Below are 23,144 nucleotides of genomic sequence, written 5' to 3'. Positions count from 1 at the left end.
ATTAAAAAAGAACCCATTAGTTGATACTAATGGGTTCTTTTTTTAGCCTTTCTTATCCATCATTAGTAATTCATTTAGGTTGACTTCTGTGATGTATTTCGTCTCACCTTCTTTTTCGTAAGACCTATATATCAATTTTCCCTCCATTGCTATTTCGCTTCCTTTTTTGAGATAGTTTTCTACGATATCAGCTTTCTTACCCCACACCACAATATTGTGCCATTGGGTGTCGGTAACTTTATCGCCTTCACTGGTGTAATACGTTTCATTGGTGGCCAATGAAAAGCTGGCCATCTTCTTACCGCTTTCAAATGTTCTTACCTCAGGATTGTTTCCTAACCTGCCAATTAACTGTACACTGTTTCTTAAGCTTTGCATTTTCTTAGATTTAAATTTCACAGTCCTACTTTCCGAACCGCATCATGATTAATGGTAAAGATTGTTTTATTCAAATCAATAGGTCTTTCTATGCAGACATGGGAATACTTATGTATACCAAATGTATTCTTCTGAAGATGAGAATGCCAATACTTATTACCAAGTAGCGTGGTCTAAGTTCGCGTCAATGACTGTCGTTGAGTCATTGCTTATTTTGAATGGAAGACAAATGCACGTTGTAGGACACTGGATCAGTGTGCAGACGACCTGATCATCATCTCTTAGAAAAAGGCTGTAAGTACCAGAAGGCAGGTTGGTTTCATAGATGCCATCTTCATTTGATTTAACCATTTTTACTAGGAGCGATTCATCGTATGATTTGCTCACACTTGTTATCAATATTTCTGCTGCAATGGGTTTTGGTTCACAAGGTTTTCTTCCTGGTCCAGGCATGCAATTCCCTTCATAGACTCCGATCACTCCTTTAAGCTTGCCATTAGGCTCAGTGGCTTTTTGAGCAACACATGATTGTGCTAATAATGATAGAAATATGAAGGTTTTGATCGTCTTTGGGAGCATGAGTTTTTCTGGGTTAACGCGTATTTATTTCATAATTTATGAAAATTCATCTATTTAATTCCGTGATTGGTCGATGATGTGAAACATTTATTATCATATGATAATACAGTTGAATCTTCTTTTAATACAAATGTACCTACACGAATGTTGTAATTTTAAATATGAAATAATATAATTCTGTAAATATGATAAATGCAGAATAAAATATTTATTTAATTTTTTTTGAACGAAGCTTATTGGAAGTCGCTAGAAAATAACCTTATATTCGTCCGATTAATTAAAAACCTAATCGTATTATTATGAGAAGAACCGAGCGACTGGTAAAGGCGTTGTTGCTAGCCTTTGCTGTGTCCACAACTACAACTTATGCCCAAACTGAATTACAGAAGGCAGAGATCAGCAGCAAGTATGATCAAGACAAATTAACAGAACTACAACGCGAATTTGCCGAGAAGCAAAGTATCCAAAAGGCACAAGCTATCAACATGGCTGCGCTAAGAGGATGGGACGTTTTAAAAACAAACGACGATGGATCGATCGATGAGCTTGTCGGTGTTACTCCGGATGGTATGCCCCTTTATTATTCCATCCATAACGCTGATGCAGCAAGATCTACCAGAGCTGACCACCTAAACATAGGTGGATCTCTTGGATTGAGTCTAGATGGTCAAAATATGACTGCCCATGTTTGGGACGGTGGACCAACTAGAACTACTCACCAGGAATTTGATGGACCTGGAGGTAACAACCGTGTTTCTATCAACGATGGAGTAACATCATTAAATGGAAATAGCTTTCATGCACAACACGTTACAGGTACAATTGTAGCTTCCGGTGTTCAGGCAGCTGCAAAAGGAATGGCTCCTCGAGCTCGAGCACGTACTCATGATTGGAACAATGACCTGGCTGAAGCTACCACTGAGGCTGCTGCAGGAATGTTGGTTTCAAATCACTCTTACGGTTTTGCTTGGAGAAACCAGTTTGGACAAGTACAACTTCCAGCATGGTATGGTGGTGCGTATATTGATGATTCCAGAGACTGGGATAACCTAATGTACAATTCACCTTATTATTTGATGGTTGTTGCTGCTGGTAACGATGGTAACGATAACAGTGCAAACTCTAATCCACTTGGAGGTAACTCATCTTTTGACAAATTGACTGGACATTCTACCTCTAAAAACAACATGGTGGTAGCAAATGGTCAAGATGCTAACGTAAATAATGATGGATCTTTCAATTCTGTTGTAATCAATGGAAGCAGTAGTGAAGGACCAACTGATGATTATCGAATCAAGCCAGACATTACTGGTAATGGAACTGGTGTTTACTCAACTTACGACAACGCTGACAATGCGTACAACTCGATAAGTGGTACATCAATGGCTTCACCAAACGTTGCTGGATCATTACTATTACTTCAGCAGCATTACAATAACCTGAATGGTAGCTTCATGAGATCTGCTACTTTGAAAGGTGTTGCTCTGCATACAGCTGACGATGCTGGAATCAGCGGACCGGATGCTGTATTTGGATGGGGATTGATGAATACAAAAGCTGCAGCTGAAGCTATTTCAGACAATGGTAATGGATCAGTAATTGATGAGCTTACACTTTCAAATGGTGGATCTTACTCAGTTAATGTAGACTCTGACGGAAGCAGCCCACTATTAGCTTCAATTTCATGGACAGATCCTGCTGGAACTGCTAATACTGGAACTGCTAACCTTGCTACTCCAGTACTTGTTAATGACCTTGATATCAGAGTAACTAAAGGTGGTACGACCTATACTCCATACCGACTAACTGGTGTTAATTCAAATGGAACTGGTGACAATAATGTTGATAACTACGAAAGAATTGATGTTTCTGGAGCTTCTGGATCTTACACGATTACAGTAACTCACAAAGGATCGCTTTCAGGTGGTAGTCAAAACTTCTCACTAGTAGTAACAGGTGTTACTGGTACACCTCCAGTTTGTAACGCAACAACTCCTACAGGTTTAGGATCTTCTAATGTGGGAACTACTACAGCTACGCTTAGCTGGAATGCAGTTTCAAATGCTAGTTATGATGTGAGATACCGACCAGTTGGTGGATCTTGGACTACTTCTTCAGTATCAGGAACAAGTACAGATCTTACTGGATTAGCAAGCGGTACGCAATATGAGGCTCAAGTACGAAGTGCTTGTCCAGATAATTCAACTTCTTCTTACAGCTCATCAGTAAGTTTCACTACTGGAACTGTAAGCTTATCTTGTACTACAACCATCAGTTCTTTCCCTTACGGTGAAAGCTTCGAGTCAAATGATGGATGGAATCAGATAGGTGGTGACGATGGAAACTGGGTAAGAGATTCTGGTGGAACTCCTTCATCAAACACAGGACCAAGCGCTGGAGCTGACGGATCATTCTACATGTTCCTTGAAGCTTCTACAAATGGAAGTGCTGGGCAAATCGGAAACAACGCAACGGCTATTTTAGAAAGTGATTGCTTTGATCTATCTGGTGCTACAGGCGCAACATTCTCTTTCCAACATCACATGTATGGAAGCAATGTAGGATCAATCTCAATCCAAGCTTCTAATGACGGTGCAACATGGAATGAACTATACTCACTTTCTGGAAATCAAGGCAACCAGTGGAATGCTGTTGATGTAGACTTAGCAGCTTACGCTGGAGGAGATGTTAAAATAAGAATTGTTGGTACAACAGGTAATGGATGGTCAAGCGATATCGCGGTAGATGATCTTTCTGTGACTACCAGCGGAGGTGCGGATACGCAGGCTCCTACAGCTCCAACAAACCTTTCAGCTTCTAACGTAGCTCAAACGACCTTGTCACTAAACTGGAGTGCTTCTTCAGATAATGTAGGAGTAACTGGATACGATGTATATCAAGGATCTTCTAACTTAGGTACAGTAACTGGAACTAGTGCAAATATCACTGGATTAACAGCAGGTACATCTTACTCATTTAGTGTAAGAGCTAAAGATGCTGCTGGCAATGTTTCTGCCGCAAGTGCATCAATTAATGTTACTACGCTTAGTGATGGAATCACTTGTGCTGGTACTGAAACTCTCCCTTATGGCGAAAGCTTCGAGTCTAATGATGGATGGACTCAGGTAACTGGTGATGATGGAAACTGGGTGAGAGATTCGGGAGGAACTCCTTCATCAAACACAGGACCAAGTTCGGGAGCTGATGGATCATTCTACATGTTCCTTGAAGCATCTACAAATGGAAGTGCTGGACAAATTGGTAGTAATGCGACTGCTATACTTGAAAGCGATTGTTTCGACCTTTCAAGTGCAAGTGCTGCTACATTCTCTTTCCAGTATCATATGTATGGAAACAATGTGGGATCGTTGACAGCACAAGCTTCAACAGACGGAACAAGCTGGACAAACATTTGGACGCTTTCTGGAAATCAAGGTAATTCTTGGCAGACAGCTAACGTTGATCTTGCTGCTTACCTAGGTGGTACAATTAAATTAAGAATGGTAGGTACGACAGGAAACGGATGGTCAAGTGATATTGCTATTGATGATTTGGCTGTTAGTGCTGGAAGCACTGGTGGCAACATTGATGTGACACTAACTATAGTGCTAGATAACTATCCAGAGGAAACTAGCTGGGAGATTAGAGATGGATCTACTGTTGTAGCATCAGGAGGAACTTACGGATCTCAAGCTGATGGTTCTACAGTAGTTGAAGTTGCTTCTCTTGCTGCTGGATGCTATGATTTTGTAATAAGTGATACTTATGGAGATGGTATTTGCTGTTCTTATGGTAATGGCTCTTATAGCTTAGTTGATGGAAGCACTACATTGGCTTCTGGTGGATCTTTTGGATCTAGCGAAACAACAAGCTTCTGTGTAGGTGGAGCAACATCTTCATATGCTATTCAGTCATCATCTACTTCTGTAGGTACACCAGTTAGCATGAACATGTATCCTAACTATAGAGTAAATGATCGCTTGACTATTAGCTCTAATAGAAATGAAGTTTCTTATTCAATCACTAACTTAAATGGTCAGATTGTTTCAACTGGTCAGTTAGTTGGTGGACAAGTGAATGTTGCTAATCTTGAAGCTGGAATGTATATCATTAACTTCAAGGATGATGGTGACAAAACAATCACTAAGAAGTTTATAAAAGATTAACCTTTTAACTTAACCTAGTCTAAAGCCCTGTCTGCCTTGCGGACGGGGCTTTTTATTTTCAAATAATCATTTGAGCTCTATCTTTAGTTTAGTTATGAAAGACGGAGAATTATACAAACAATGAAACTTAAGATTCCACCTGTAGTCGTTTTATTCCTAAGCTTAGGAATCATTTTTGGGATCTCTATTCTTTTCCCTTCGATATCCTTCAGGTTCGAATATCAAACGTTTTTGTCAAGAGTCGTTCTAGCATTAGGAGTGTTGGTGGCATTTTCTGGCGTTATTTCGTTTCGGTTAAATGGAACAACTGTTGATCCGACTAAGCCTTCCAAAGCTACAGCGCTAGTAACTAAGGGCATATATAATTATACCCGAAATCCGATGTATCTGGGAATGGCCTGTATTCTAGCAGGCGGTATTCTTAGAATAGGAAATCCTCTTACGATTGTTGGTTTAGCTTTTTTTATCTGGTACTTGACACGGTTTCAAATAAAACCTGAAGAAAATGCTTTGAAGGAGCTATTTGGTGAAGAATACGAAGATTATTGCAGCAGAGTAAGGAGGTGGATCTAGCCGCTACTTCTCATTCTGTGATGTTTTACTGACATAAAGCTTAGTAGTACGTATGGAAATGCTAATCCTGAGATCTTAAAATTCAGAGCAAAGATCCCAATAACGAAAACGAAGTATATCAGAAATCCTAAAAGAATCATTCCAATTAAGGATAGCTTTCTACTCGATTGCTTTTGAAAAAGTGTGACGAGAAGAAGTATTTGACCAATGAAGGGAAGTATGATAAATGGATGTAGCAGGCTGGTAGGTTCACTAAGAGTTTTAGCCATTAAATCCCATTCAATTTTATACAGGAACGTTGAATGATCTCCTCCCCATTCGAAATATACAATTAGCGAGGATATGAGAAGGCCAATATTAAGTAGTTTGGATTTTGTCATCGGCCGACCTTAGATAGTAGTTTACTTGCTCTTTTAGAAACAGATTTTCTTTCATCTTTTTCCAATCGATTCAGATGGGGGATAAGCCACTGATGAAGTGAGTCATCTGATCGAGACCAATTGAATAGAACCTCCATGGAGTTGTTTAAAACTATCCAGTCTGATTCTGTTTCTAGATTATGTTTAACTATCGCTTTTGCTTGATCCTTTTGTTTAGCTGATAAATTTGAATCCAACATTTCAAACAGTTGAGCAATAGTCCACTTAGTGGAAGGCTGATCAATTTTTGCTATTTCGAGGATGAATCGATCTAAAAATGGAACCAGGTATTCAGGCTTTTCTTTGCAGATGCGCTTCATCGCATTCGATACCCTGAGTCTTACAATTTCGTCATCGCTGAAATAGCAGCTAAACAACTCATCGAACAAAGATTGATCTGCAAGTATTTCATCAACCACCTCAATGGTATTACCTAAAGAATTTGGGTGACCGCCTTTAAGTCTGTTTTCAAAGTCATTCATAATGAACTAGTTAATACTAAAATAACTATTTCATCATTCACCTTAGAATCAACTCTCTTTTGAAGGATTCATTAAGCGATGACGAATGAATTTTTCATCACCTACCTCCATCTCTGCGTCTTTCACAAAACCTAGTCTAAGAAACCCTTGAATACGAGTTCTCGAAGGAGGGAAGAAAACAACGACTGAATCTAAGTTCATTTCTCCGAAAGCCTTATCTATAATTTTCTTGTAAAGTACTTTACCGACGCCCCAGAAATCTGGGTGTAGTACCAATGCTAAATCAGCTTCTCCATCATCTGGTTGAACTCCACCCCAGCCGGCGAACTCCCCATCTATTTCAAATGCATATGGGCCATAGCCATGTTGCTCCCACATTTGTTCTTTGGAGGCTATAAACTTATCACAATCTTCATCGGTAAAATTGCCTGTAAGCAGTGGCATTTGTCTTCTCACTAATGGACTTGACATCAATTCTACGATTGCAGATTTCGAAACCTCAGTGAGACGCTTGAATTGAATGTCCATTGTTGTTACTTAATTATCAGTTTGACACGCTTAAGTTGCAAGATAGATTTAGAATACATCCAAAGATTATAAGTGTAATAGTAGTGTAGAGTGGTACTAAATTGAGTTGATCTCATGAAGAATCTTCAGGAGTTGGCGCGCTTCTTTTTCTTAAACTTGCTCCAGTCTACAGAGAAAATACCAAATAAGAATTCAAGAATGATTTCGATCATAATGCCAAAACGTTTGAAAAAATCTTAAGTTGTTGCCGCTAAAATTTTCTTATTCAGTAGTCAAGTAAATCTTTTGGTTCATGGTTTCTATTATCTGATCAATACTCGATTTGAGTAGTTTGTAATATTTAGGTTGATAGACTCCTTTTTTAAATTCATATAATGCCAAAAAATGAAGAGCCTTACCGCTGTCAAGAAACTGAGATTGAATGAGGACTGCATCATTGTTTACCTCTTTTGGTGACGGAAGTTTTAAGATTTTATATCCTTCCGGGATTTCAATTTTCACTCTGTAATAGTTTCTATATGGATATATAAAGTCAACAGGATAGGATCTTTCTTCTAGTGTTAGTGGATTCTCTTCCATAGGTAGATTTAAAAGAGGCTTTATGATGAGGTATTCACCCAGTTGCTCCATCTCTGTTGTTGCACTATATATCAATGTATAAGGATTTGAAGAATTGTCATAGCCATAAACCTGGATTGAGTCAACATCTATAAAATCTTCGAGCAGTTTATTTTTTATTTTTTCTTCGTTGTCACCATAGAGCTTACGCATATTGAATGCTTCGAAAAAAGTACTTTTGACATTTACCTTCGCTGTATAGGTCAATTCTTCAGGATCGACCTTAATATCTATCGCATACTGTTCAATTGATGGTGCCCTGTATTCAATCGATAGCCATAAATCTTCATCATTTTTATTAACAACCAGCCCCATTTCATTTACACAAAATGTTGGAATCATATTATAGTCCAATAATTTCTGAGTGCCATCTGTCATTATGGATTCATCTTGGATAAATACCGAAACATAGTTTGTGGACGTGTTAAAGGGATAAATTAGATTAATTTTTCCGTGATTTCGTGTACTCAATATCAATGGATCTGCATTAATTCCAGCAGCTCGAAGCATCCCAATCAGAAATAAATTTATATCAGCAGCAGAGCCACTTTTACCTTTTAGAAATTCTTTGGGAGTCTGTCTACTATACTTACCATAGTATCCATTCCAATGGAAACTGTTTTTCACATACTCCACGATTTGTTTAATCTTATCCTTCTTTGACAATCCTGATAAATCAAGATTTTCTTCTAAGATTTTCTCGGAAGCATTTGTGCTTTTTTTGATGAACTTGCCGAAGTCTTCATCGTCCAGAAGACTTTTCCTTTGGCTTTTCCAAGTAGTCATTTTATCTATAGTTCTGCCATCAGGATAGTTAATTCTGGAAAGCTGGAAATCTATTTTCTTTATGTAGTCATTTACACTAGTAATGAACGTTTCATCTTTGAAAGCTTCAACATTTTTTAGTGCGTATTTAGTGTTGACGTATTTATAGCTGACTCCAAAATCATTAAACTCTCTTCTGTCTGTTTCTACGTCATATATATATAATGAATCGATACTTTGACTTAGACTAGCGTATTCGTAGAAAGGAACAAGTTGTACTTCGTATTCGCTATATAGTGTGGGTATTTCATTTTGAAATTCCCAATCTTTTAGATTGAAAATAAATGGAGTAGTAAGCTCATAGGAGAATTCTACGATACTCCCGTCTTGAACATCTGGGAAAACAAACTTCTTTTGACTCCAATTCTCGTTTATCTTTTCTTCAAAGATCATTGCCTTGTTTACTTCCTTTCTCTCCAGTGCCCCATTTACATAGTTGTATGTAGTTGCTTTAATATCTTTTATTACTTCTCTGCTTCTGTTATCACTGATATAGTAGGGCATGCGAACGGAAGCATATTCCTTTCCTTTTTCATTAAAGACTTTGATCCGTTTGTGCTTTGTAAATTTTATCTTAAAGCCTTCAGTCGTATTAACAAATCTTGACTTACCAACATCGAAAAGAATGACTGCCTCGGCCAACGAATCGAATTCGCAATGATCGAGTTGTCTTTCTTCCTCCGTGATAACACCAAAGGGTCTTTTGTCGGCGTATTGTGCTCTTACCGTGAATAGAACGACTGTTAAGATGCTAAATAGAAAAATTCTCATATGGTTAATTTGTAGTGAACACAACTGCTAATTTCTTCTGATTATTCTTGACTTTAGAAATGAATTGATAAAATTCAGGATATTCATCTATAGAGTAGTAACCTCTTTTTAACGTGAAATGCTGATTTACTTCAATTACTCTATCAGTATTTATGATAGTGAATTTATAAGATCCATATTTGGAATCAAGACTTACTTCTTTTGGTGCTAATGAAATCTGATCGAAAGATGTCAAGTCATAACTGGAAGTAATCATTTCGTTTATAGGCATGTTGATTTTTACATCTCTTTTTCTGCCATCTGATTTTTCAAAGTCTGGAATTTTGATCTTAGGAGGTCTAATTGCCTTTATATCTTCTATTTCTTGAATTTGACCCTTAACTACTCCGCTTATTTTGATTTGATTGAATAAAGAATCGCGACTCTCGTCGATAATCTCATAATTCTCTAAAGTGAATTTTTTGATTTTGACGTCTCTTTTTATTCGATTTTCGATTTCATCTTTTTTAAGGGACTTATTTCTGTATCGCGTCTGCTCAAAAGATTTACCCCTCATAGTGATAGTAGAATTCAATTCTCCGCTTCCAATAGTGTCCAATTGAAAATTAAAAATCGATTTATTCATCACATCTTCCAACGATAGCTTGGGCATTTCTATCAATTGACTTTGACCTTCTTCCAGCCAAAGACTTTTTCTATTTTGTAGACTCGTCCCAACATAGTCAGTAGGTAAGACTGTCGATGTGTTTTCCAACCAAATGGTATCAGATTCTGTTGGGACAGCAAGTACGATATGATTGAATTGGGGGCCAGGAGATTCATCAACAATCCATCCATCGGAATAGTAGTTATTTCCTGCGTCTATAAGAACATAATTTGATTGTACTCCTGCATAATTCAAGAGGCCTTTCATGTAGGTTGTTAATGCTTTACAGTCTCCAAACTTGTTTTCACAGACATATGAAGCCGGATATGATCTTAATCCCCCAAGGTCAATACTGACATTTACATAGGTTGTATTGTCTTGTAAGTAGTGATACAAAGCAGCTATACTGTCTTGTAAATTGCTTTGACCTTTGAGAATGTTCTTAACATTTATCTTTTCTTCAAATGTAATTTCATCAATGCCTGAGTTAAGTTTTAGAAACCAGTCACCATATTCAGACCAGGAAGAAAGGCTTCCCTCAACGCCATATTTAAAGCTTTCCGGAGCAACAATGATGCTTGGTAGATTTTCCCAATAAATAGGAGAGTAGACTTCTTTACCAGGGATTTCTTTCAATAGCAACGTCCACTTCATTCTTCTTTTACCATTTTCAATATTCTCGGTTAGATTGAATTCATCTGTGCTATTTATATGGATGTTGGTATTTTGAGGAACTATAACTTCAACATTACTTACCAGAGGGGTAATTCCTTTATCTACAGGAGGAGTCCACCTCAAGAGGTATGTATAATTTCTCGCACTTCTTTTATAAGAATATTTGATTTGATAAGGATATTCATTCCAAAATAGGTTCAATTCCGTTATTTGATCATCCTCATGAAATGAAGATTCAGAGAATCTGTTTCGTGTCAGGATATCTTTCTTCTTTGGACGATAAACTACTTCTCCATCTTTATCTAGAATTTCTGCAGACAATAGAGTGAAGTTATCATTATCTCCGTGTGGAATTATTATTTCACCCCAATCTCTATTTTCCGAACTATTTACTTGAATTAGATATGACCTTTCTGTGACAAGTGTTTCTTTAATCAGTTCGACTTTTGTTTCATACTTCAAGATCTGTGCTGACCCTAATGAGACAAAAGTTGTGAACAAGACTTGTAAAATTATTCGCGTTCTATTCCCACGTTTTTGCATAGCTGGAGTCGTTGATGTAATTCGTTGAACTGGATTTTAAGATTAAAAAAATGATTTTAGTTATCTATGTCTAAATCATTGGCCTCATTATATTGAGTCTCAAAATTCCATTCACTTTTGTTAAAATTCTCGTACCAATAATCTGTCTCACTTTTTTCTGCAAATAATTCATTTTCTAGATCAAGCCATTCATTATCTATCTCTTGGACAAAAGCATCAATTTCTCTGTTGAATTCAGCTAGTCTTTGCTTTTCTAATGCCAGTCTTTGCTTTTCTAATTCTATTCTTTTAATTGCTTCAACAGTTTCTTCTGGCGTTCTATATTCAATATCTCGAGGTTGCCCCTGTCTATAACTGTGGAAGTTCCATCCACCACTAAAATTATCCTCTGGATAACTAGAGAAAGTAAACATCATTTGGAAAGATCCGCCTTTGAACATTGAATCCGGAATAGGCTCAATATGATTCCTATCGCCAGGTATAGGAGCCCATAAATTCCATTTGTCTAAAATCTTATGCCATTCTTCAAGATCTTTGTCATTGACCCAAATATCTGCTGCAAGACCTGAGGTATGATAACTGAAAGTGGCTGGTTTATATGCAATTCCATATTCACCTTTCTCATATCCTTTCTGAATTGATGCTTGATAGGAAGGAGACCTCCAGAGACTGACAATGTATACATCAATATCTTTATTCACCGCTTCTAAAATAGCAGACTCTAAATTTTTTTGAAAAAATGGGTCCAATCCTTTAAAAGGATCCGATTCATAAATATTATTATCCTTGATATTTAGATGAGCAAGGCTTCCAATTGATTGATTTCTCTTAGGTATGTTGACCTTGATAGAAGGTTCGATTTCATTATTTCTTAGGTAATAATCCAATTCAAAAGACTTTTCATCCATCCAATGTGGTATGCGTTCAATCATGCTTTGTCCATGACACAATATGACTACCATTGTTATCGATAGACTACTAAAAACTAACTTCAACATCATAATCAATTAGATCAAAGAAAATAGGAGTGTTAAGTGATTCTTTTCTTAGAATATTTGCTCTCTCTAGAGATTTTAACTCCTTTTTGGAAAACGCATCTGTGTTTAATACAGATTTACTGTTATCATAGAAACATATTCCGATAATATCAAACTTGCTATCTGTATCTGGAAGTATATCTTGAATCTTCATTACTAATCGTAGCTTACCAGATATTTCGATAGCTAATTTTTTCATAAGTTCTTGTGGAATTTCTGCTGCGGATAATTGAATATTTTCAGCATCTAATCTTGGTGTTATTAATAGCGTATCGCATTGCGTAATCGATCTAATTTGCTTTTGATTAAGTTTCAGCCTGACTTCAGCACTCTTTGGGTCGATAATTCTACCAGAAAATAGCGGATCACCTTTTTGAACATATTGTTTTTTTTGAACCATTAGTGAATCGATCCATATTGATTGTGATGAATGCAATTTTCCATCATCATATGATCTACTTTGATTCATATACAATTCAATCTTAGATTCTAACAATTTTGTATAGTCAAGAAACAGGGCATCTTCACCTAACGATCTTTGATACAAAAGTTCCTTCACAATTTGATCATATTCCACGAAGTTGAGATCAGTTACTTTCTCAACGTAGCGAGAAATGTATGATGCATACAATTGATCCATGGATTGCAAATCATGAATCACCTCTTTAACTGTGTTGAGATCTAGAGATTTATATGTGCCGGCGCATGCAAAAGGAAAGCAAATAGACTTTCCATGAGCTAAGTAGAAGGTAGAGCTTGGGGATATATAAACACTTGCACGACTTCCATTAATGCCACTCACATAACTTTCCGACAAAAAAGGTATAATTTTTTTGATACCAATAGCCTCAAAATATTTTTCACTGCTTTCAGTTTGATTACTTTTTATAATTGAAATGGCCCGATAAATTGTCTCGTAATTGGACTCAACCTTTTCAAACGGGACTTTTTGAAAGTTTTCAGAACTTAGGTTGTCAAGATATTCTGCGAGAGCGTCATAGTACTCCTTTACTTCCAGTGATTTTTCAAAAGCTCTTATTAGATCTTTAGTCATATCATCTAACACTTCTTCTGTAGAAAATTCTTGTTCAATAAGAAGTTCTCCATATTTAAGTACATCAATAAAAACCCTATCTCTATAAGACCTGGCATACTTTTTTGCGCTTCTCTCATTCCAGTAGTCATGGAATTTCTTTATTTCTTTCGAAGGATCTCCTCCAGATCTAAAGGATCTAAGTTGAAGCAATGCTTTCCCATCCTCAATTAGTGAAACATTATTAGGAAGAATTTTACTTACTCTAAAGTTGCTGTAATAGTCGATGGTAATAGGCTGATTATTCCCGCCTTGAGTAAGAATTTTATCAAGGCCATAGTCGATATAAGCTTGTAGAATTTCTTTCGATAACTTTTTGTCAGTGTTTAAACCTTTCAAATCTGCAAGAATTTGAATTGCTTCTTTTGAAGCAAGTACCTCATCAGAAATAATTAGACCTTCATGATTATTGATGATTTTTAAGTTAGATAGAATCTCCTCATTGGATTGTCGGAAAAGATATTGTTTGACATATCGTTCCATTTTTGGTGTTTCCCATAAAAGCTTCTTACTCAATAGATTTGGTCTCTTTTGGGAATGAATAGTACGTAAGTTGTAGTTGTCAAACATCTTATCGATCAAATTGATGTCACCAATAAGTTTGTTTTGTTTGGATAAAAATTCAAGTGATCTAATTTGAGCAATAGGTTTTTTCGTATTTGATTTTTTAGGAATGTAAATCGACTTTGCATCTGGCAAGACTTCTATTGTTCCTGTATGATTTGCTCTAAAAATTTGCTTAGGTGTATAGTCAAATTTTAAAGTACCATCAATTTGGTTTTGCCCGTTTGAGTAGTACGAAAGAGATAAAACTAAAATGTGTGGGAGTAAAAGTTTGGTTCTGGTCATCCGAGTGATTTGGTTAAGCGAATATGCGTTTGAATTAAAGATACGAATATCATTGATTGATAAAATCTATTCTGAAGTTGTGAAATCACAATATGAATTTAATATGATTAGTATGAGATAAGATACACTTACTTTTCTAAGTCTTCCAGCTGTTAATATTAAATCAGTTATCAAGCACTAATAGCAACTCTTCGCCATTTCTTTGGTCAAAAATAACTTGCATTATAGCTGGACGTACACCTTTAGGCCTATCCTGTAGAAGTATATCTCCTGTGGGTGTTCGAATAAGCGAAGTACTTGATTCAATCGAAAACTGATCAAGGAACTTGAAAAGTCTATCTGAACCTGATATAGTTACTGATTGAAATTTGATTGCTCCGTTAGAATGAGTTGTATAGTAGTCTGTTTCAGTTAATTTCTTATGGTAGATGATAAAGAATATGTGAGCAAAATCGGAGTTTTCTGGAAAGGTGACATAAGTCCATAATTTGTTCTTAACTATTTGATATTCGTAATCAAGGTTATTTAAGGCTGATTCAATACGATCTTGTTGAACACCTGTCAGAGCTATGTATGCACCTTTAATATTCTTTTTTATCAATTGGTTGTATGTGCTCGCTATTGGGTCTTTAGGCTCACCAATAACAGTCATTAATTCTAGCGAACTCTCATTCGAGAACTTAATATGGGCATTCCTTAATCCATTGTCGTGCAGTCGTCCTGATTTGATATGGAATCCTTTTTCTTCATATTCCTGCACCATTTTATCTAAATCTTTACCAACTACAATGATGTGATCAATACTCAGTTTCTGACCCACACCGAAGTAAGAAATCAATATTGTTGTTGCGAAAAATGCTAGTCTTCGGGAAGAATCCTTGTTCATCAAATTACTTTATTTCTAAGAGTAATTTAGCAAGTAATCATGGAGGTTTAATGCGAAATGAGTTCTACCAAATTACAAGAGTCAGCTACTATTCTAACCTTGAGTTAAACAATAGCCTTATCATTTTATAGAAGTCACCTTCATTATAATTATAATCATCTTCAGTGTTTACTCGGTGAACCATCACAAGCCTGGAGTCCGGATAGATTCCAAGCATATGAATTCCTAAACCGGTATGGAAGAATGAATTTCTCTTGGTGTTTTCTCCCGGTACTCGAACGCGCCAGAGCATACCATAAGCATTGCCATATTGGGGACTGTATACCGAATATGGTTTTGTACTCACATCAATCCAACCCTTACTTAGAATTTGCTCACCGTTCCAAACCCCATGATTTAAATACAACTGTCCATAAAGGGTTAAATCTTGTGAAGACATTCTAAAATGATACGCCGGGTATTTCGATTGGCTGCGTTCGTATTGATAAAATCCATCTGTATTGGGTATTTCAATATCTTCCGAACCCACATCTAACGTTACATACTCCCCTGAGTAATCCATCCCCAGTGGTTTTGCAATTTCCTCATTGAACATTTCGTAAATGCTTTTTCCAGTCTCTTGTTCCAGAATAGCCCCTAGAGCGTTATAGTCCCAATTGTTGTAGTAATAATACGCTCCTGGTTTGTATGTGTTCCTTTCTGGTCTGCCTCTCAACATTGCATTGTTAACTGCTGCCGCATTATGATAAACTCCGGATCTTGATCTTAGTAGATCAGCAATAGATGCTTCTAACTCTTGATCACTTAAAGCATCAATGTCATCAATACCAAGTGACTTGAGGGTAGCTGTCGTATCGATATCACCATTGGCAATTGCTATTCCATACAGTGAGTTAAGCATTGCTTTTCTAATAGAATGTATCAGGTGCTTTTTCTTCGTGTCACCCCATTCAAAAATGATTGCATCATCAATCATTATGATCATCGATGAAGAGCCACTTTCTTCTAAATGATTTTTTAGAGTTTCTAATTTTTCGCTGGAAAATCCTTTTTCTTCAGGCTCGGCGTATTTGAATTTTTCTTGTCCAATAACACCAATGTGAAACGTAACCAATGTGAGAATCAAAAATAGATTTCTTAGCCTCATTCTGTTAAATCTGTTAAAAACTATTTGGAGAACTTACAGAAATACACTTTGTTTAGTTCAATTCACAAAGACTCAACAAATTGTGTGAAAACATTTTTATGCTTCTCTAAATCCATATTTGCAGATAGAGCAACGCGGGCTATATAATCCTTGTCTCCTTCTTTTGTTGTACCCTGGGTGGATGTAGCAGGGACTGTCCAATAACAACCCTTTAGTTGTCCGTAGCTCACACAGTATTTACTTTCCTCTGGTATTTCTGAAATCATGAGGTTAATCAATTTAAGATTTAGCTCACGTTTGTAGGCTTCTCTTTCATCAGGAGAATTACCTTTAGTCGGAAGGTCTAATGAAAATACTGAAGGTGTAAAACCTTGATCGGCAAGTTCTTCTGAGACAAAGTTAATTTTAGCATCAGGAAGGTACTCTTCAATAAATTTCACAAAGGAGCGTGTGTTTTGGTAAGCACCGGCAATCCGTTGGATCATGGAAGGCATTTGTCTTGCCAGAATATCATATTGGAAGTCAGTCGCCTCATTATCACATAACAATAGGTGCTGTTCAATTCTGTTAATCAAATTTTCAGCTCGTTCATTGGCAACACAGTATCCGGCTGTGCATAGACCACCGCTCGGAAATTTGGATCCACTAGCAAAAGATATTGTTCTTACTGAAGCAAGGATGTCATTTGCTCCTAAGAAATGTACATTCGGACAAAATGTTTGATCCAAAATGAAAACAGGATCTATCGCTGTACTTCCATTGGGAGTCGAACGGCTTTTACTTAGCGCTTCTCTCAATTTCTCAAGATCAGGCACCTCTACTCGAGGGTTAGTTGGGATTTCAGCAATTATTAATGGCACTGCGTCTTCTTGTGCCATATCATTCAATATCATATCGATACTTTGCACCATGTCATTTCCTGCATCAACTGGAAAGTCGACAATCTCCACTTCAGACAAACATGCCGCAACTCGTCGTGCTTGATCGTTTGTTCCACCATAGCAATTTGGAGGTACAATTATTCTTATTTCTTTATCAGGATGGTTAACTCTCGCATCATGCACCAATCCCATGAGGATTGCATATTGAATGGAAAGACCGCTTGAGGCAACTAAACCATTCGTATTCGTTCCAGTAATTGATTTAATGGTTTCTAAAACGCTGACCTTTTGATCTTTATTAGAAGTAGATGAAATGATATCCTTGCCAGCAAAGGTTTCCAATACATTCAGACAGTTCGCTGGAGTCATAGCAATGGTCTCTCTTCTTCTGACGTGCTGAATTTCGGAGATATAATCAGTATTCTCTCTATTAACAATGATTACACTTCCAGCTTGATTATGAATACTGATGTGAAAATCAATGCTTGAATCAAGCGTTAAATTCGTAGCATCGCTACTGTCTGATAGGTAAATGCTACTACCATCAAATGATGTAACGTCAGAAATATTTTGAACATGCTCAACCTCTAAATCATATTCGTAAACACGCTTTACAACCTCAAGGTCAAAGTGCTTTGGTAAAGCATTGCTATGGAAAACTTTGGTTCTCTTTTTTTCAAACTGATTTTTACGGAGAATAGCTAAGATTGGAACTGTGGATGATGAGAAACTGATCACATTGTCCGAAGGCAAATTATTTGATTTAGCAATCGCCCATTCCAGTACGCATGAAAGCGGATGGCCCAATCTTATGTAGTCAAAAGCGGTAGGTAGCTTAGAAAGTAATTCCTGACTTACTTTACTGGTTTTGAATAAGGAATCGAACTGTTCTAAAAATTCTGTTTTGGCCAGTTCTTCATTATAGATATCCAACCTGTGTGTAGTTAGCCTCACCCAATCTTCGGGTAAATTATCTAGTACACCTTCTATAAAATTTTTCACTTCTTTCCGCACCATTTAAGTCACCGTTTTTAATGAGACTGCAAGTATATGAAATCAGTGCTTTTACTTAGGTATGAATTGATTGTTTGGTACCGTAGGCTACACTAAAAATGCATTGATTGAATTAAAAAAACGGATTAATTCTTAAGCTTGAAGGTTCTAATAAGCCAGATAATTATCGGTTTTTTTAAGAGTAATGCGATAGCAATAATCAGAATCGACATTACGATTATTTTATGGAGCAATCTGAATTCAAGATTTAGGAATTGATATTCGAGGAATAGCCCAATATAGATTGTGTTAAATATTAAGAAATAGAATACACCTGTTGATGCCTTCAATTCCGAAATATTTGACATTCTCCATATTGTTACCAACAACAGGAGGTTAGCGGGGAATATCAATATAAGTGCTATGACTAATGCAGACATTTTACAATTGAAATTAATAACCAAATTGAATTAAAAAACAATTGCCCGCAAGTTTTGCCTTTGGAAGGCATCTTAATTAGTAAGAAATAATACATTGAGAAATCGCCTTATTATTTCTTCTTTATTAATCCGTTTTATATTTTACTTAGATAACCATTAAGATACCGATGAAAAATTTAAGCTTAATCATTCTGCTAGTTTTAATTTCCTCTACAATATTTATTACCAGTTGCGGTAGTGACGATGGTGGTGGATCAAACGCGACAACATTCAATGCATCTATTACTGCAACTTCTGCAACACTCGCTGAAGATGGTGGATCTAGTGTGCTAACTGTCGCTCTCGACAATCCCAATGATGGAGATGCCATTGCGTTTGAATTAAACTTGGGTGGTACTGCCGTTTTTGATACAGATTATGAAATTTCTTCTGGAGTTACAGAAATCGCGAACGGAGCTTCTACTTCATTATTGACATTTACCGCGGTAGATGATGATGACGAAGAAGATGATGAAACGATTACCGTAACCGTGTCATTCCCTGACAACACAAATGTTGTTGTGGGGAGTAATGGTTCGCTATCACTTATGATAATGGATGATGATGAAGATGACGGAATGGTTAGTAATGAATGCGAGAATACTACTGACTCCTATGCTATTGATTTAGATGCTTCAAACTGTACTGTGGATATAGAGACAGTACTCGGTGTTTCATCCGAATATTCCATGAGCGTTTCTGGCAATGACAGAACAATTGTTTCTAACAGTATTCCAGATCATAATGTGGGTCAATTTCCTAACCCGGGTAATCCTAATACTATCACTGAGACGGATAAAACTTTTGTTGTGGATGCCAATCCATCAAAAAACAATTCTACCACTAGCTTGACAACCAGCAATGGAGCTCCAAGATACTGGTTTGGAATTTTAGACAATGGTATTGTTTTGGCGCCAATTGCTAATGAATTTTTTACTAACACCAGTACTGGTGAGGATAATAATGATTGGAATGAAAACGCATTGAGTGGGAATATCAGCTTAGGTACTGATTGTAATAATTCTCATGTGTTTCCGAATGGAATATACCATCATCATGCGACTCCTTCAGCCTATATTGATGATAGAGCTATTGATGGCTCAGCCACTGCGCAAGTAGGGTGGGCTGCTGATGGTTTCCCGATTTATTACAAGTATGGAAATAAAGATGGATCAGTAGTAGAGCTTAGTTCTAGTTTCAGACTTAAGACAACAGATAGAGGAGGAGATGGTGTATCGGCTCCGAGCGGCTGTCCTGATGGAACGTATAACGAAGACTATGAATATGTTGCTGGTCTTGGTGATTTGGATGAGTGCAATGGTTACGAGGATCCGACATTAGGGTATATCTATGTGATTACGGATACATACCCTTCAATTCCAAGATGCTTCTACGGTACTCCAAGTAATGATTTTACTAACTAATTCAATTAATTTGAATGCTAGATATAGATGCGCCCCACTAAGGGCGCATTTTTTTGTCTTCTTTTTCACCTTTATGTGCACGTTCTTTTGCAGCGAGAGTGTGGCACATAATATTGTGCTTTCTGAATATTCTTTGAGTTATAAAGATGATGTTTGGATACTTAATTTCAAGCAAAAGACCAGCTATTTGCGTGATGCGATTTATGCCAATCGACCTGATCTAAAAGGTACTAATCTGAATTCAGATGATTTCCTGGAGCAAACGTCTAAGCATATTATAGAGAACCTGTCTTTGAAGTTCGAAGGGAATCAACTTTCTATATCTCCAGTAGAAATGAAGTATGGTGGATTAAGTTTTGAATCTACCTTCATCGTTAATGGTCTACCATCAAATCCTGATTTTCTGACAATAAAGGTGGATGCTTTTGATGAGCATGAACATTCGATTGTGCTTTTTAGAGTGGCTAATGGCTCGGATGCATATCTAAACTATTTCAATCAAGAGCAACGGCTGGCAACTTTTGATTTTGAATCTCATAGTTATGTATTTGAAGAAATACGATCAGGTGAGAGTAGTAATCTTATCATTTATGCCCTCATTGCTGTACTTGTTTTGTTCCTGGTAATTAAGGTTGTGAGAGATAAGAAAAACGATCAATAGATCACCACTCGTTTCTTATGATACTTCTAAGTTTGGTGTCTACAGCAATGCTATTTAATCCAATCTCCATATCTGGATGGTAAAGAAGTCTTACCAATTCCCTATCAACATCTGAGTATTGGGTGGCAAATCCACCATTGGTTTGGGTTTCATAAAATATGCTGTTAGAAAATCTTGGTGAATCTTTTCCTAAACCTAATACCTGAGTGATTTCTTCAAGCACAACACTAAGTTGTTGAGATATGGTTGGACGCTCAGTATCAATAAATATTCTTGCTTCATTAATAACATCACTGTTCCACCAAACATTGAAGATTGCAAAGTTAGTCCCCACATCGCTTCCAGGAAATAGTGCTTCAAACTCAGATGCTGTCCCAAAATACATGTAGCAATTAGACTGACTTTGACTCTGAACTATTTCGACAGAGAATCCATCTGTTGCTAATTCGTTAATATCATCGACGGTTTGTTGAACCTTAGTAGTCAGGGTGGATGATGGTGAACCATCAATGAAAATTTTCATGGTGGTTTTCCATTTTCTTGTAATTTCCGATGCACCTCCATTTTCAAAGCCTAATGCAATATCCTTGAAATAATCAATGGTGATTTCAGGTAAGCTTAGGTCAACCGAAACCTCTGCTATCTGTAGGATATCACCACCAGTTACTTCTACTTCTGCTTGTATGTTATCTCTAACATTTATGTCGAATAGATCAGCATCTTTCACGATAATTTGACCGGTGCTATTATCAATGCTCAATGCATCATCGATGCTTTGATTTATAATTTCGTACTTGACATCATCGATGTTGGTAGTGACAATTAGATTCCCAATAACCTGATTATCACTTGGCCTCTCTGTTAAAGATGCATTAAAATTTTCGACGATTAAATTCGCTTCAAGTGCAGATTCTCCATCACCACAAGCATTTATTAAAACTGTTAGAATAGCTAGCGATAAAATTTTAAGTTTCATAGCGAGTACAGTCAAGTGGATTTAGGTGAAGATAGGTTTTTAGTTTCCAATTTGTTGAAAGTTACCCGTATAACTACCAACAACGGTATCACCATTACGCATATTGAGCTTGTATTCGATTTCTAGAAATCTCTTACCTTTTGAAATTTCAGCAGTTCCATTGCCTATTAGTGTAACATCAGTTGTACCACTAAATATGTACACCTCGGCATATCCTACGTTATATTCTCCTGGGATAACTCCATCACTATTCGAAAATGGTCCAAATAGTCCCACTGCATCAATACCTTTTAAATTCCCAGTTGCTGGGCTGTTTTCAGAGTTTAAATAGATTAGCTCACCTTCTGAGAAGAACCCAAAGTTAGACGTATAAGTAGTGGATGCTCCATCCGAGAAAACAGTGAAAGATCCTTCACCAATTGGTGAAAGGCTGTCTCCATCGCAGGAGATTAGGACAGCACTTAGTAGCAAAATAATTACTAACTCTTTATTGATCATTTATTCCTATTCAATTGGAATACACAAGTCTACAACAAATTTATTTTCAGGATGCTTTCTATAGTCATTATGATAGATTTCAAAAGGGTTTTCCGGACTCTTCTTGTATCCATTTTCGTTCATCCATACGAACAAACCGGTCCAGCTTTTTTCAAAATCCATAGGAGTAATTTCGTACCTTCCTACAACACATTTCGTACTACCTAAAGAGAGTTTATTGATCTCACCTTCCACTTCGAAAGGTTTACTAGTGGAAAGAAAGACACTCATTCTTACTTTATCTGGAGCAGTTACTTTCACGCTGTCGTAAAAGATCCTTCCAATTTTGGCTTCAGGATCTTCTAAAAGATGTTTTGAATTTGCCCACATCAACAATTTATCAAAAGCCTTTTCCACGTCAAATATTCCTAAGTGGGTCACAGCGGCTGCTTCCATAGCTGCCATCTCTTTTACTTCAATTTGTGCATTCATATCGATCCAATTTTTAAGATTAGTAATGGCGCAAATGTATTTTTCGTGATTGCTATTCACTTGACCATTATTGCTATCTAGTTGGCTAATCTTGCTGTATCTATTAGGGTTTTTCTTTTTGAATTCTGTAGGACTGATCCCATAAAACTTCTTGAATGATCTGGAAAATGAAGAGCTATCGTTAAATCCATACTTCAGATATATCTCTGTGATGCTATCATTTTTATGGATTAGATCTAGGGCAGATTTTTCTATTCTTCTTCTTGTTATGTATTCATTTAATGTTTCGTCAGTGATTTGTCTAAATACACGATGAAAATGAAATGGAGAGAAGTGGGCAACCTCGGCGATCAATTCTAAGTTAAGTTTAGAGGTTAGATGATCATCTATAAATTCAAATACTTTATTTATTCTGTTTTGATAGTCTGATTGGATTTTAGATTCTGTTGTGGACATACTCAGACTTGTTAATAATAAAGTGGAAAACGAAGCTAAAGTTATGATCCAAATATGAATCGAATTTGATAAATCTTGCTTATCTGTTGT

Annotated in this window: 19 protein-coding genes; 4 read left to right on the top strand and 15 right to left on the bottom strand. The window is 36.7% G+C overall.

Annotated features, from left to right (window positions below):
- Window positions 1-42 precede the first annotated feature (42 nt).
- A complete protein-coding gene (locus ACY650_RS00730) occupies window positions 43-378 on the bottom strand; it encodes a single-stranded DNA-binding protein (protein WP_462250733.1) in 336 nt (111 codons plus the stop codon).
- 156 nt (window positions 379-534) lie between these two features.
- Window positions 535-957 (bottom strand): hypothetical protein, encoded by a 423-nt coding sequence (locus tag ACY650_RS00725; RefSeq protein ID WP_462250731.1) that lies wholly within the window; start codon window positions 955-957, stop codon window positions 535-537.
- A 299-nt stretch (window positions 958-1,256) separates the two neighbouring features.
- On the opposite strand from ACY650_RS00725, the gene ACY650_RS00720 reads away from it, so the two are divergent.
- Window positions 1,257-5,123: a S8 family serine peptidase gene (locus tag ACY650_RS00720; protein WP_462250729.1), complete on the top strand. Its 3,867-nt coding sequence runs from the start codon at window positions 1,257-1,259 to the stop codon at window positions 5,121-5,123.
- Window positions 5,124-5,243: 120 nt separating this feature from the next.
- Entirely contained in the window at window positions 5,244-5,696 is a 453-nt protein-coding gene (locus ACY650_RS00715; RefSeq protein WP_462250727.1) for a methyltransferase family protein, read from the top strand.
- Here ACY650_RS00715 and ACY650_RS00710 read toward each other — a convergent pair.
- The 10 genes from ACY650_RS00710 to ACY650_RS00665 all read right to left on the bottom strand — a co-directional run bounded on the left by ACY650_RS00710 (window position 5,693) and on the right by ACY650_RS00665 (window position 18,113).
- The gene (locus tag ACY650_RS00710) at window positions 5,693-6,076 is read right to left on the bottom strand and encodes a hypothetical protein (protein WP_462250725.1); all 384 of its coding nucleotides are present in this window, start codon (window positions 6,074-6,076) and stop codon (window positions 5,693-5,695) included. The genes ACY650_RS00715 and ACY650_RS00710 overlap by 4 nt on opposite strands.
- Window positions 6,073-6,597, bottom strand: a complete 525-nt coding sequence (locus ACY650_RS00705; protein WP_462250723.1) for a hypothetical protein — start codon at window positions 6,595-6,597, stop codon at window positions 6,073-6,075. Before ACY650_RS00705 ends, ACY650_RS00710 begins: the two co-directional genes overlap by 4 nt.
- Before the next feature lie 48 nt (window positions 6,598-6,645).
- Window positions 6,646-7,125 (bottom strand): GNAT family N-acetyltransferase, encoded by a 480-nt coding sequence (locus ACY650_RS00700; RefSeq protein WP_462250721.1) that lies wholly within the window; start codon window positions 7,123-7,125, stop codon window positions 6,646-6,648.
- Window positions 7,126-7,386: 261 nt separating this feature from the next.
- Window positions 7,387-9,339, bottom strand: a complete 1,953-nt coding sequence (locus ACY650_RS00695; RefSeq protein WP_462250719.1) for a DUF3857 and transglutaminase domain-containing protein — start codon at window positions 9,337-9,339, stop codon at window positions 7,387-7,389.
- A 4-nt stretch (window positions 9,340-9,343) separates the two neighbouring features.
- Window positions 9,344-11,203, bottom strand: coding sequence for a DUF3857 domain-containing protein (locus tag ACY650_RS00690; RefSeq protein ID WP_462250717.1), 1,860 nt, complete (start codon window positions 11,201-11,203; stop codon window positions 9,344-9,346).
- Window positions 11,204-11,259: 56 nt separating this feature from the next.
- Window positions 11,260-12,165: a M15 family metallopeptidase domain-containing protein gene (locus ACY650_RS00685; protein ID WP_462250715.1), complete on the bottom strand. Its 906-nt coding sequence runs from the start codon at window positions 12,163-12,165 to the stop codon at window positions 11,260-11,262.
- A gap of 16 nt (window positions 12,166-12,181) precedes the next feature.
- Window positions 12,182-14,182: an HlyD family secretion protein gene (locus ACY650_RS00680; protein WP_462250713.1), complete on the bottom strand. Its 2,001-nt coding sequence runs from the start codon at window positions 14,180-14,182 to the stop codon at window positions 12,182-12,184.
- A gap of 163 nt (window positions 14,183-14,345) precedes the next feature.
- Window positions 14,346-15,068, bottom strand: coding sequence for a VOC family protein (locus ACY650_RS00675; RefSeq protein WP_462250711.1), 723 nt, complete (start codon window positions 15,066-15,068; stop codon window positions 14,346-14,348).
- Between the two features lie 88 nt (window positions 15,069-15,156).
- The gene (locus tag ACY650_RS00670; protein ID WP_462250709.1) at window positions 15,157-16,215 is read right to left on the bottom strand and encodes a serine hydrolase domain-containing protein; all 1,059 of its coding nucleotides are present in this window, start codon (window positions 16,213-16,215) and stop codon (window positions 15,157-15,159) included.
- 62 nt (window positions 16,216-16,277) lie between these two features.
- Entirely contained in the window at window positions 16,278-18,113 is a 1,836-nt protein-coding gene (locus tag ACY650_RS00665; protein ID WP_462250707.1) for a PLP-dependent aminotransferase family protein, read from the bottom strand.
- A 583-nt stretch (window positions 18,114-18,696) separates the two neighbouring features.
- On the opposite strand from ACY650_RS00665, the gene ACY650_RS00660 reads away from it, so the two are divergent.
- Together ACY650_RS00660 and ACY650_RS00655 are read left to right on the top strand one after the other, a co-directional pair.
- Complete coding sequence (locus ACY650_RS00660; protein WP_462250705.1) at window positions 18,697-19,992, top strand: YHYH protein; 1,296 nt, start codon at window positions 18,697-18,699, stop codon at window positions 19,990-19,992.
- A gap of 100 nt (window positions 19,993-20,092) precedes the next feature.
- Window positions 20,093-20,653 carry a FeoB-associated Cys-rich membrane protein gene (locus tag ACY650_RS00655; protein ID WP_462250703.1) on the top strand — a complete coding sequence of 187 codons (561 nt, stop codon included), beginning with the start codon at window positions 20,093-20,095 and terminating at the stop codon, window positions 20,651-20,653.
- Between the two features lies 1 nt (window position 20,654).
- On the opposite strand, the gene ACY650_RS00650 is transcribed toward ACY650_RS00655, so the two are convergent.
- Genes ACY650_RS00650 through ACY650_RS00640 form a run of 3 tightly spaced genes read right to left on the bottom strand, consistent with a single transcriptional unit; the run spans window position 20,655 to window position 23,054 of the window.
- Window positions 20,655-21,629, bottom strand: a complete 975-nt coding sequence (locus ACY650_RS00650; RefSeq protein ID WP_462250701.1) for a DUF2927 domain-containing protein — start codon at window positions 21,627-21,629, stop codon at window positions 20,655-20,657.
- Between the two features lie 39 nt (window positions 21,630-21,668).
- Window positions 21,669-22,127, bottom strand: a complete 459-nt coding sequence (locus ACY650_RS00645) for a hypothetical protein (protein WP_462250699.1) — start codon at window positions 22,125-22,127, stop codon at window positions 21,669-21,671.
- A gap of 6 nt (window positions 22,128-22,133) precedes the next feature.
- A complete protein-coding gene (locus ACY650_RS00640) occupies window positions 22,134-23,054 on the bottom strand; it encodes an AraC family transcriptional regulator (RefSeq protein WP_462250697.1) in 921 nt (306 codons plus the stop codon).
- Window positions 23,055-23,144 lie beyond the last annotated feature (90 nt).

This window comes from Ekhidna sp. (assembly GCF_963691765.1).
Classification (GTDB): domain Bacteria; phylum Bacteroidota; class Bacteroidia; order Cytophagales; family Cyclobacteriaceae; genus Ekhidna.
This window is presented reverse-complemented; position numbering and strand designations above follow the sequence as displayed.

Excerpts from the sequence above, each read along its gene's own strand:
- ACY650_RS00730 (WP_462250733.1), bottom strand. The coding sequence starts at position 378 with ATGCAAAGCTTAAGAAACAGTGTACAGTTAATTGGCAGGTTAGGAAAC.
- ACY650_RS00725 (WP_462250731.1), bottom strand. The coding sequence starts at position 957 with ATGCTCCCAAAGACGATCAAAACCTTCATATTTCTATCATTATTAGCA.
- ACY650_RS00720 (WP_462250729.1), top strand. The coding sequence starts at position 1,257 with ATGAGAAGAACCGAGCGACTGGTAAAGGCGTTGTTGCTAGCCTTTGCT.
- ACY650_RS00715 (WP_462250727.1), top strand. The coding sequence starts at position 5,244 with ATGAAACTTAAGATTCCACCTGTAGTCGTTTTATTCCTAAGCTTAGGA.
- ACY650_RS00710 (WP_462250725.1), bottom strand. The coding sequence starts at position 6,076 with ATGACAAAATCCAAACTACTTAATATTGGCCTTCTCATATCCTCGCTA.
- ACY650_RS00705 (WP_462250723.1), bottom strand. The coding sequence starts at position 6,597 with ATGAATGACTTTGAAAACAGACTTAAAGGCGGTCACCCAAATTCTTTA.
- ACY650_RS00700 (WP_462250721.1), bottom strand. The coding sequence starts at position 7,125 with ATGGACATTCAATTCAAGCGTCTCACTGAGGTTTCGAAATCTGCAATC.
- ACY650_RS00695 (WP_462250719.1), bottom strand. The coding sequence starts at position 9,339 with ATGAGAATTTTTCTATTTAGCATCTTAACAGTCGTTCTATTCACGGTA.
- ACY650_RS00690 (WP_462250717.1), bottom strand. The coding sequence starts at position 11,203 with ATGCAAAAACGTGGGAATAGAACGCGAATAATTTTACAAGTCTTGTTC.
- ACY650_RS00685 (WP_462250715.1), bottom strand. The coding sequence starts at position 12,165 with ATGGTAGTCATATTGTGTCATGGACAAAGCATGATTGAACGCATACCA.
- ACY650_RS00680 (WP_462250713.1), bottom strand. The coding sequence starts at position 14,182 with ATGACCAGAACCAAACTTTTACTCCCACACATTTTAGTTTTATCTCTT.
- ACY650_RS00675 (WP_462250711.1), bottom strand. The coding sequence starts at position 15,068 with ATGAACAAGGATTCTTCCCGAAGACTAGCATTTTTCGCAACAACAATA.
- ACY650_RS00670 (WP_462250709.1), bottom strand. The coding sequence starts at position 16,215 with ATGAGGCTAAGAAATCTATTTTTGATTCTCACATTGGTTACGTTTCAC.
- ACY650_RS00665 (WP_462250707.1), bottom strand. The coding sequence starts at position 18,113 with ATGGTGCGGAAAGAAGTGAAAAATTTTATAGAAGGTGTACTAGATAAT.
- ACY650_RS00660 (WP_462250705.1), top strand. The coding sequence starts at position 18,697 with ATGAAAAATTTAAGCTTAATCATTCTGCTAGTTTTAATTTCCTCTACA.
- ACY650_RS00650 (WP_462250701.1), bottom strand. The coding sequence starts at position 21,629 with ATGAAACTTAAAATTTTATCGCTAGCTATTCTAACAGTTTTAATAAAT.
- ACY650_RS00645 (WP_462250699.1), bottom strand. The coding sequence starts at position 22,127 with ATGATCAATAAAGAGTTAGTAATTATTTTGCTACTAAGTGCTGTCCTA.
- ACY650_RS00640 (WP_462250697.1), bottom strand. The coding sequence starts at position 23,054 with ATGTCCACAACAGAATCTAAAATCCAATCAGACTATCAAAACAGAATA.